Origin of the sequence: Streptomyces sp. NPDC059866, from assembly GCF_042731325.1 — a bacterium.
In the GTDB taxonomy this organism is placed as follows: domain Bacteria; phylum Actinomycetota; class Actinomycetes; order Streptomycetales; family Streptomycetaceae; genus Streptomyces; species Streptomyces flavusporus.
The window spans coordinates 313485-322069 of record NZ_JBHWJT010000005.1 but is presented as its reverse complement, the minus strand read 5'-3'; the positions used below and the strand labels follow the sequence as shown (position 1 = coordinate 322069).

Below are 8585 nucleotides of genomic sequence, written 5' to 3'. Positions count from 1 at the left end.
CACCCGCACGGCGACACGCGACACGACAACCCAACCGACACGCGAGACCACACGGAAGCCCACAAGCAACCCGACACGCCCGCCCCACCACACCCCATCCCCTCCGGGGGCCCGCCCCCCCCCCTGGCGCGGGCCCGCGGCCTACCCGAGGGAGCCCCGATGACGCACCGCGATCCGCCGGGGATCATCGCCCCGCACATCCCCGCCGACGACTGGCGCCGCGCCGAAGCCACCGGACAGCCGGTCGTCTTCGTCGTCCACGACGCCACCGCCGGCGTCCCCTGGCGGCGCCTGCTGCTGCCGTTCGCGATCGCCGGTGCCGCCGCGCTCGGCACGTGGGGCGTGGTCGCTGCCCTGTGCTGGCTGCTGGACGTCGCCGCGCACACCGCCACCGTCATCGCCGGTGCCGCCGGACCCATCGGCGTCGGCGGCATCACCCTCAAACTGGCCCGCTCCAAGTGAGCCCAGGAGGAGCTGTGTTCGAGATCCGCGTCATCTGCGCGCCGGAGGACGCCGACCGCATCCGCCAGGCCCTGGCCGCCGCGTTCGACACCGGCCCGGCACGCCAGTACCCCACCCGCGACGGCAAGCGCGCCCGCCTGTACATCACCGCCGACCACCGGCCCACCACACCCGAAAGCGAGTGATCCCATGTCGTTCGGAGAGACCCCGATCACCATCATCGGCAACCTGACCGCCGATCCGGAACTGAAGTTCACCGACTCCGGCCAGGCCCTGGCGAAGTTCACCGTCGCCTCCACCCCGCGCACCTTCGACCGCGAGGCGAACCAGTGGAAGGACGGCACGTCCACCTTCTTCCGCTGCGCCGCCTGGCGCGCGCTCGCCGAACACGTCGCCGAATCCCTCGGCAAGGGCTCGCGGGTGGTGCTGTCGGGCCGGATCCGGCAGCACGACTGGAAGACCCCGGAGGGCGAGAACCGCTCCATGCTCGCCGTCGAGGTCGACGACATCGGCGCCTCGCTGCGCTTCACCACCGTGAGCATCAACGGCAAGCGCGGCAACGGCTCCGCCGACGCTTCCGGCGACCCGTGGGCCACCGACGGCAACGCCGCCAAGCCCCCGTTCTAGATGCGCCCGGGGCGACCGCGAGTCTTTGGCGAGAGTGGCGGTCGCCCCGGTTTCCAGCACCGTTTCAGAGAACTGGAGACCACCCAGCATGACTCAACCCATCCCCATCCGGCGAGCCCACGGCCGACGGCTGCGCCTGCTGGATCTGTTCTGCTGCGCCGGCGGAGCCGGTGTGGGCTACGCCCGCGCCGGGTTCGACGTGGACGGCGTCGACATCGCCCACCGGCCCCACTACCCCTTCCCCCAGCACCGCGGTGGCGCCCTCGAACGGCTCGCCCACCTCATCGAGTCGGGCGAGATCGAGCGGTACGCGTTCGTCCACGCCTCCCCGCCGTGCCAGCACGGATGCGCGCTGACCGTGGGCACCAACGCCTCCCAGGGCTGGGGCCGCGCCCATGTCGACCTGGTGGCGCCCACCCGCACCCTGCTCGACAGGACCGGCCTGCCGTACGTCATCGAACAGCCCAACGGCCGCGCCCGTATCCGCAAAGACCTGACCCTGTGCGGGGAGATGTTCGCACTCGGGGTCATCCGGCACCGCAACTTCGAGTTGGGCGGCTGGACGACCGAACGGCCGGCGCACGTCCCGCATCGCGGGCGGGTGCGCGGTTACCGGCACGGCCGGTTCTTCGACGGCCCGTACGTGGCCGCATACGGCAGCGGTGGCGGCAAGCCGTCCATCCCGGAACTTCAGTCGGCCATGGGCATCACGTGGACCGACGTGCGCGAGGAACTCACCGAGGCCATCCCGCCCGCCTACACCGAGTGGATCGGCCGGGCGTTCCTCCACAGCGCTGTGGAGGCGGTCGCATGAACGAGATCCTGCTCAAGGCCGCCCTGGACGCCGCCGCGCGCGACTGGCGTGTCCACCCGCTTCGGCCCGGCGGCAAGGCATCCGCGCTGCACGGCGAACACGCCTGCCCCCTCACCGGCGAGTGCGCCGACGGCCACGTGAAGTGGGAACAGCGCGCCACCACCGACCCCGACCGGATCCGCGCCGCGTGGTCCGCGGGCGCGTTCAACGTCGGCATCGCCACCGGACCCTCCGGGCTGGTCGTCGTCGACCTGGACGTACCCAAGGACCAAGGCGGGAAGGGTAGTTCGGACGCGCCTTGCGGCGCGACGACCTTTGCGGCGCTCTGCGAGCGCGCCGGACAGTCGTGGCCGACCACCTACACGGTGCGGACGCCCTCCGGCGGCCTGCACCTGTACTTCACCGCCCCGCCCGGCGTGCGTCTGCCCTGCACGGCCAAGACCGTGGCGCCGAACGTCGACACCCGTGCGTGGGGCGGCAACATCGTCGCCGCGGGCAGCGTCACCGCGGCCGGGGCGTACGAGGTGGCCGACCACGCCCCCGTGGCGGTCCTGCCCGCGTGGCTGCTGCACCGCCTACGGCCCGCGCCCACACCGGGCGCGGCGCCCGCCCCGCTGCTGATCCCGGGCGGGGCCACCCGCCGGGCCACGGTGGCACTGGAGCGGGAGACCGCACGCGTCAGCAAGGCGCCGGAGGGGCAGCGCCATCACCTCCTGCTCACCCGCACGATCGCCATCGGGCGCTTCGTCGTCTGGGGCGAGATCGCCCGGGACGTGGTCGAGGAGGCATTTGGGGCGGCCGGTGAGGCGGCCGGACTGCCGGCGGCCGAGTGCCGCGCGACGATCCGCGACGCACTGGCCTACTCCGCCCGTACCTGCCGCGCCCGGGAGACGGCATGAGCCACAACCCGCCCCGCCCGCAGCCCAAATGCCCACCGGACACGGTCGAACGGCCGGACTCCGCCACCAGCGCGGTACGCCCGGCTGAGGGGTGCGGCCGAGGAAAGGCCGCCCGTCAGGGCGTCCTTTCATCCCTTCCCTCCGATCAGCACCCCAGCGGCCCGCCCCGAGGGGACGGGCGTTTCCCCGTGGCCTGGCTCCACATCCGCGTGCCGCGCGGCGCCACCCCCACGGCTACCTCGAAGTGCCTGTGCGGCCGGGACCGCAGCGCCATCGGCCACCGCAAGGTGCACGCCCTGATCGCCGACCACGAAGCCCACTGCGGCCTTTGTCCAATCCGCACCACCCAGGAAGGGAGGAACGCCGCATGACCAGCACCAACCCGCCCGCCATCGACGGCGCCGCGCTGCTCGATGAGGTCGAAGCGTTCCACCGCCGCTTCAACGTCTTCCCCACCGAGGCTGCCTACGTCGCAGTCACCCTGTGGGACGCCCACGCGCACCTCATCGACGCGTTCGACGGCACCGCCCGCCTCGCGTTCCTCTCCCCGGAACCCGGATCGGGCAAGTCCCGCGCCCTGGAGATCGTGGAGACCCTCACCCCGCGCGCGGCCACCACCGTCAACGCCTCCGCCAACGCCCTGTTCAGGCTCGTGGAGGCCGACGGAGGAACCCCCACGCTCCTCTTCGATGAGATCGACACCGTGTTCGGCCCCAAGGCCGGGGGCAATGAAGAGGTTCGCGGGTTCCTGAACTCCGGGTACCGGCGTGGCGCCAAGTCCCTGCGCTGTGTCGGCGACGGCTCGAGCCAGAACGCGGAATGGTTCTCCTCGTTCTGCGCGGTCGCCATGGCCGGTCTCGGCTCGCTGCCCGACACGATCCTGACCCGCTCGGTCATCATCCGCATGCGGAAGAAGGCTCCCAACGAGAAGGCGGAACCGTACCGGCGGCGCGTCCACGAGAAGCAGGGGCACGCCTTGCGCGACCGGCTCGCCGACTGGGCCGCCACCGTGCACGACGAGGTCGCGCAAGCGTGGCCGGAGATGCCCGACGGCGTCTCCGACCGGCCCGCCGATGTGTGGGAGCCGCTCCTCGCGGTCGCCGACGCGGCCGGCGGCCACTGGCCTGAGCGCGCCCGCACCGCCTGCGTCGAACTCATCAAGGCCGCCCAGGAAGGCGACGAAGCCTCCCTCGGGGTCCGCTTGCTGACCGACTTGCGCGATCGCGTGTTCTGCGGCGCCGACCGCATGCCCACCGCCGCCATCCTCGAAGTCCTTCTCGGACTTGATGACGCCCCGTGGGCCGATCTCAGCGACGATGGCCAGAACAGCAAGCCGCTCACCGCGCGTGGCTTGTCCAAGCTTCTGAGCCAGTACGTCCGGCCGGACAACACCCCGATTCGCCCCCGCGGCATCCGGGTCGGCAGTGGCACCCCGAAGGGCTACTACGCCGAAGACCTGACCGACGCCTGGGCCCGCTACTGCCCCCCTCCCCCCGAAAAGTCCGCAACAGCCGCAACAGCCGCAACACCGCAGGTCAACGGGGATGAACCTGTGGCGGAAAGCCCCCCTGAGAGCCGCCACATGCTCGCGGAAACCGACACGCGCCAACTGCGCATCGCGGGCTGACCGCCCCACCCCACCCATGCCGCCACGCGAATGCGTGGCGGCGCCTATCCGCAACACAATCGGCATCCGCCACGGATGCAAGCCGCTGACCAGCAATGTTGCGGCGTGGCGGATGTTGCGGATTCCCAAAGGGGTCCACGCAGCAAGCACCTACCAGGGAGGAACCCATGGATACGGCTGCTATCGCCTCTCCGGCACAGCGCCGTCTTCACAGCGTCGAAGCTGCGGCCGCACTCATCGGGATCGGTCGTACCGCGGTGTACGACGAGATACGCCTCGGGCGACTCCGCACCGTCCGTTGCGGTCGTCGGCGTCTGGTGCCCACCGAGTGGATCGACGAGTACGTCGAACTCCTCAAGCGCGAGGCCGATGCCGCCGCTTGACCCCAGCAGCAACGCAGGGCCACGTCTCTGGGTGTGGCCCTGCTCCCTTTGGAAGGCAGTGCGTATGACTGACGCGCCCAAGAGGCGTACCAGGGCCGGGCACGGAGACGACTCGATCTACTGGGACAAGTCCAAGAACAGGTACATCGGTGCCGTGTCTCTGGGCTACACCCCGTCTGGAAAGCGCAATCGCCCGACGGTGTCGGGCAAGACGAAGAGCGAAGTCCGTCAGAAGCTCCGCGAGTTGAAGAAGCAGCTGGCCGTAGGCGTCAAGACGCCCGCCAACTACACCGTTGCTCAAGCTGTGAACGACTGGCTTGCCCAAGGGCTCAAGGGCAGGGAAGTAACCAGCGTCGACACGTACAAGAGCCTCGCTGACAACCACATCGTTCCTCAGCTTGGTAAGGGCAAACTGCGTGATCTCGAAGCTGACGATCTGGATGACTGGTTGGAGGCTGAGGCCAAGGTTCTGGCGACTCAGTCTCTGAAGATGGTGCACTCGATTCTCCGGCGCTCGATCAGCCACGCTCAGAGAAGGGGCAGGGCTGTCCGTAACGTCGCTGAGCTGGTCGATGTACCGGAGGGGCGAGCCGGGCGACCGAGCAAATCGCTCTCCCTGGAGCAGGGTGAGGCTGTGCTTCGCGCAATGGAAGGCACGTGGATCCACGCCTATGTGGTTCTGTCACTGCTCGTGGGAGTCCGGCCGGAGGAAGCACGGCCCATGACCTGGTCGCACGTTCACCTGACAGGAAAGGAGAAGCCGCACGTGGACGTGTGGCGTTCAGTGCGGCGGCACGGTGACACGAAGACCCGGAAGAGCAGACGCTCGCTGGCGATGCCACAGCAAACCGTCGCCGTCATGAGGGCTCACAAGCGTCGTGAGCAGGCCGTGTGCCGTGCGGCTGGCAAGGAGTGGACCGATGAGCGGTTGGTCTTCCCGACGGAGACGGGTGAACTCCGCAGCGCCCTGAACGTGCGGCGGAACTTCAGGGCTCTCCTCAAGGAGGCTGGCTTCGAGAACCCGAAGGAGTGGACTCCGCGAGAGCTGCGGACAAACTTTGTGTCTGTGCTGTCGGATCACGGGATCCCGATCGAAGTCATCTCGCGTCTCGTTGGCCACAACGGCAGTGGAACGACGGAGAGGGTCTACCGAAAGCAACTGCGCCCCGTCATCTCCGAGGGAGCGGAAGCCATGGATGACATCTTTGGGGATGATGACGGCGCGGAGGAGGAGTCCCCAGGAGGCACCTGATTTTCCGGGCTTTGGCTCCCTGTTTGGCTCCCCCCGACCCGGAGAGGGCCCAAAGGACCACCCCTGAACTGCGCGAATGTCATTTCGGGGGCCTTTGGGTTCTTACGGTCCCTTTAAGGGAGTGCTCATGCTGCGCTGAGGTAGGTACGGTTCGCCGCGCCTTACAGGCACCGTGCGCCGGTACCCGGCCCGGTCACCCGTCCGGCCACCACGTCCGTGCGATGTCCTTCCGCACCTCCGGGCGCTCGGCAGGCCGCTCCTCGGCCTCCTCACGGACCCGGCGGGTGTCCGTCTTCCGTGGGGGCTTGTGCACTGTGACTCGGCGCATGGCTGCCTCCTTCAGTGCCTACCGCATTTCCGTGATCTCACGGAGGTAGACCCTTTCGGCGAGAGTTCCTCATCGGTACGGGTCTGTCAGTGGCGGCTGTCACGATTCGACTGTCAGTGGTGGCTGTCACTCTTGGGCGCATGACGGATGACCGGGACGGAACGACCTCGGCGGATGACGTGGACTGGGACGCGTCGGCCGCCACCTTCGACGACGAGCCGGACCACGGACTGCGCGATCCCGACGTCCGGGCGGCCTGGGCGACACGGCTGCGCTCCTGGCTGCCCGACGTCCCCTGCGACGTCCTCGACCTCGGCTGCGGCACCGGCAGCCTGTCGCTTCTCGCGGCCGAGCAGGGACACCACGTGACCGGCGTCGACCGGTCCCCGGCCATGGTGGACCGGGCCCGCGCGAAGCTCGCCGGACGTGACGCCGCGTTCCTGGTCGGTGACGCGGCGGCACCGCCGGTGGGGCCGCAGCGGTTCGATGCCGTCCTCGTACGGCACGTCCTGTGGACGCTGCCCGACCCCGGCCGCGTGCTGCGGCACTGGCGGGGACTGGTGCGGCCTGCAGGACGGCTGGTGCTGGTCGAGGGCGTGTGGGGGAGGACCAGCCCGGTCGGCATACCGGCCGAGCGGCTTCGCGCGCTGCTCGTGCCGCTCGGCGGGCGGGTGAGGGTGGAGCGGCTGTCGGAGGACGCCGGGCTGTGGGGGAGACGCGTGGACGACGAGCGGTATGCGGTGGTGTGCGTGGTGTGAGGGTGGCTGCGCTACTTGAGCAGCGCGTCGAAGTCGGCGCCGCGGGCCAGGGTCTCCAGTTCGTCCAGGGCCGCGAGGGCGGTGGCGGCTGCTGCCGGGTCCGCTTCCGCCAGGCCGCTCTCCGCGAACTCGTCCTCGTCCAGGCGGCGTACGTCCGTGCCGTCGGCGGAGCGCCACAGGTCCAGGTCGAGGTCCTCGACGACCAGCTCCGTGCCGGTGAGCACGGCCGGGCGGGTGATGTCGCAGTACCAGCCCTTGAGGGTGCCCGCCGCTGTGCGGACCTCCTTCACCGAGTACCAGCGGTCCCGCCAGTAGTACTCCGTGAAGATGTCGCCCTGCTCGAAGCGCACGAAGCCGAAGTCGCGCACGCCCTCACCCGCCCAGGGGGCGCGCACCGCGATGCGGGTGCCGTCGTCGCCGAGCAGCTCCGCAGGGTAACGGATCTTCGTCCGGCCGCCCTTGACGAGGACGACGTCCACCAGGTGTGCGGCGTCAGCCGAGTTCGCGGACATACCGCACCTCCGTTGCGCACATCTCGTACCCCAGCCACTTGTTGATCGCGAGCATCGGGCCGTTGCCGGCGTCGTTGCCCGTGAACGCCTCCGTGTACCCGGCGGCGCGGGCGCGGTGCAGGGAGTCGTTCTTGGCGAGCTTGGCCAGGCCCCGGCCGCGGAAGGCGCGGGCCGTGCCGGTCATGGCGGTGGCGTAACCGGTGCCGTCCGTGTAGGCCACGCTGAAGGCGGCGGGGCGGCCGTCGACGACCGCGACCGTGGTCAGATCGAGGTTCAGCAGGGGACGCTTCCAGGTCTCCTCGATCCAGGTCTCGTAGTCGGTGAACTCGATGTCGATGTCGCTCGGTTCGTCCGACGTCGTCTCCGCGTCCAGTTCGAACATCGGGCGTGGGTCGTCCGCGAAGTCGGCGGCCGTACGCAACTCGACGCCCGGTGGCGGGGTCCGCAGCGGTGGCAGCGTGCTGTTCGCCAGGTCCAGGCGGAGGAAGTGGGCAGAGCGGCTCGCCTTGTAGCCGTGCGATTCGGCGAAGGCGCGGTTGCCGGGTTCGTCCAGGACCCAGGTGAACAGCCTGGTCGCGCCGTGGGCGGCCAGATGTTCCTCGGCGGCCCGGACCAGCAGCGCGCCGGCGCCGCGGCGGGTCCGCTCCGGGTGCACGTACACGTTGACGTTGCCCTGGCCGGGCTCGGGGCTGTCGTGGGCGAGATGCACCTGGGCCGTGCCGATCACCTCGCCGTCGTCCACGGCGACGAGGGGGCGGTAGTGCGCCTCGGCGCTCATGTGGGTGAGGTCGTGGGTGAGGGACTCCGGGGTCATCAGGAGGAAGGGCGTGGCGAGGCGCCTGACGCGGGCGAAGCCCTCGATGTCGGCTCGGACCTCGGGGCGGAGGTCGCGCACGATGACGGTCATGGATGCGCACGTTACG

Annotated in this window: 12 protein-coding genes; 9 read left to right on the top strand and 3 right to left on the bottom strand. The window is 70.0% G+C overall.

The window, feature by feature from the left end; translation table 11 throughout:
- Positions 1-159 precede the first annotated feature (159 nt).
- The 8 genes from ACFV7R_RS10045 to xerC all read left to right on the top strand — a co-directional run bounded on the left by ACFV7R_RS10045 (position 160) and on the right by xerC (position 6064).
- Positions 160-462 carry a hypothetical protein gene (locus tag ACFV7R_RS10045; protein WP_385261971.1) on the top strand — a complete coding sequence of 101 codons (303 nt, stop codon included), beginning with the start codon at positions 160-162 and terminating at the stop codon, positions 460-462.
- Positions 463-476: 14 nt separating this feature from the next.
- Positions 477-647, top strand: coding sequence for a hypothetical protein (locus ACFV7R_RS10040; RefSeq protein WP_385261969.1), 171 nt, complete (start codon positions 477-479; stop codon positions 645-647).
- Positions 648-651: 4 nt separating this feature from the next.
- Entirely contained in the window at positions 652-1089 is a 438-nt protein-coding gene (ssb, locus tag ACFV7R_RS10035) for a single-stranded DNA-binding protein (protein ID WP_385261966.1), read from the top strand.
- Positions 1090-1177: 88 nt separating this feature from the next.
- On the top strand, positions 1178-1903 hold the full coding sequence (locus ACFV7R_RS10030) for a DNA methylase (RefSeq protein WP_385261965.1): 726 nt from the start codon (positions 1178-1180) through the stop codon (positions 1901-1903).
- Positions 1900-2802 carry a bifunctional DNA primase/polymerase gene (locus tag ACFV7R_RS10025; RefSeq protein WP_385261964.1) on the top strand — a complete coding sequence of 301 codons (903 nt, stop codon included), beginning with the start codon at positions 1900-1902 and terminating at the stop codon, positions 2800-2802. Before ACFV7R_RS10030 ends, ACFV7R_RS10025 begins: the two co-directional genes overlap by 4 nt.
- Before the next feature lie 367 nt (positions 2803-3169).
- Entirely contained in the window at positions 3170-4429 is a 1260-nt protein-coding gene (locus tag ACFV7R_RS10020; protein WP_385261961.1) for a DUF3631 domain-containing protein, read from the top strand.
- Positions 4430-4596: 167 nt separating this feature from the next.
- Positions 4597-4812: an excisionase family DNA-binding protein gene (locus ACFV7R_RS10015; protein WP_385261958.1), complete on the top strand. Its 216-nt coding sequence runs from the start codon at positions 4597-4599 to the stop codon at positions 4810-4812.
- A gap of 64 nt (positions 4813-4876) precedes the next feature.
- On the top strand, positions 4877-6064 hold the full coding sequence (gene xerC / locus ACFV7R_RS10010; protein WP_385261955.1) for a tyrosine recombinase XerC: 1188 nt from the start codon (positions 4877-4879) through the stop codon (positions 6062-6064).
- Positions 6065-6257: 193 nt separating this feature from the next.
- On the opposite strand, the gene ACFV7R_RS10005 is transcribed toward xerC, so the two are convergent.
- The gene (locus ACFV7R_RS10005; RefSeq protein WP_129797071.1) at positions 6258-6392 is read right to left on the bottom strand and encodes a hypothetical protein; all 135 of its coding nucleotides are present in this window, start codon (positions 6390-6392) and stop codon (positions 6258-6260) included.
- A gap of 140 nt (positions 6393-6532) precedes the next feature.
- Between ACFV7R_RS10005 and ACFV7R_RS10000 the strand changes: the two genes are divergently transcribed.
- Positions 6533-7150, top strand: coding sequence for a class I SAM-dependent methyltransferase (locus ACFV7R_RS10000; RefSeq protein WP_385261953.1), 618 nt, complete (start codon positions 6533-6535; stop codon positions 7148-7150).
- 11 nt (positions 7151-7161) lie between these two features.
- On the opposite strand, the gene ACFV7R_RS09995 is transcribed toward ACFV7R_RS10000, so the two are convergent.
- Positions 7162-7662: a DUF402 domain-containing protein gene (locus tag ACFV7R_RS09995; RefSeq protein ID WP_385261951.1), complete on the bottom strand. Its 501-nt coding sequence runs from the start codon at positions 7660-7662 to the stop codon at positions 7162-7164.
- Positions 7643-8569, bottom strand: coding sequence for a GNAT family N-acetyltransferase (locus tag ACFV7R_RS09990; RefSeq protein ID WP_385261948.1), 927 nt, complete (start codon positions 8567-8569; stop codon positions 7643-7645). The genes ACFV7R_RS09995 and ACFV7R_RS09990 overlap by 20 nt, the downstream gene beginning before the upstream one ends.
- Between the last annotated feature and the right edge of the window lie 16 nt (positions 8570-8585).

Coding starts and splice junctions, on each gene's coding strand:
- ACFV7R_RS10025 (WP_385261964.1), top strand. CDS start 1,900: ATGAACGAGATCCTGCTCAAGGCCGCCCTGGACGCCGCCGCGCGCGAC.
- ACFV7R_RS10045 (WP_385261971.1), top strand. CDS start 160: ATGACGCACCGCGATCCGCCGGGGATCATCGCCCCGCACATCCCCGCC.
- ACFV7R_RS10000 (WP_385261953.1), top strand. CDS start 6,533: ATGACGGATGACCGGGACGGAACGACCTCGGCGGATGACGTGGACTGG.
- xerC (WP_385261955.1), top strand. CDS start 4,877: ATGACTGACGCGCCCAAGAGGCGTACCAGGGCCGGGCACGGAGACGAC.
- ACFV7R_RS09995 (WP_385261951.1), bottom strand. CDS start 7,662: ATGTCCGCGAACTCGGCTGACGCCGCACACCTGGTGGACGTCGTCCTC.
- ACFV7R_RS10020 (WP_385261961.1), top strand. CDS start 3,170: ATGACCAGCACCAACCCGCCCGCCATCGACGGCGCCGCGCTGCTCGAT.
- ACFV7R_RS10005 (WP_129797071.1), bottom strand. CDS start 6,392: ATGCGCCGAGTCACAGTGCACAAGCCCCCACGGAAGACGGACACCCGC.
- ACFV7R_RS10030 (WP_385261965.1), top strand. CDS start 1,178: ATGACTCAACCCATCCCCATCCGGCGAGCCCACGGCCGACGGCTGCGC.
- ACFV7R_RS10015 (WP_385261958.1), top strand. CDS start 4,597: ATGGATACGGCTGCTATCGCCTCTCCGGCACAGCGCCGTCTTCACAGC.
- ssb (WP_385261966.1), top strand. CDS start 652: ATGTCGTTCGGAGAGACCCCGATCACCATCATCGGCAACCTGACCGCC.
- ACFV7R_RS09990 (WP_385261948.1), bottom strand. CDS start 8,569: ATGACCGTCATCGTGCGCGACCTCCGCCCCGAGGTCCGAGCCGACATC.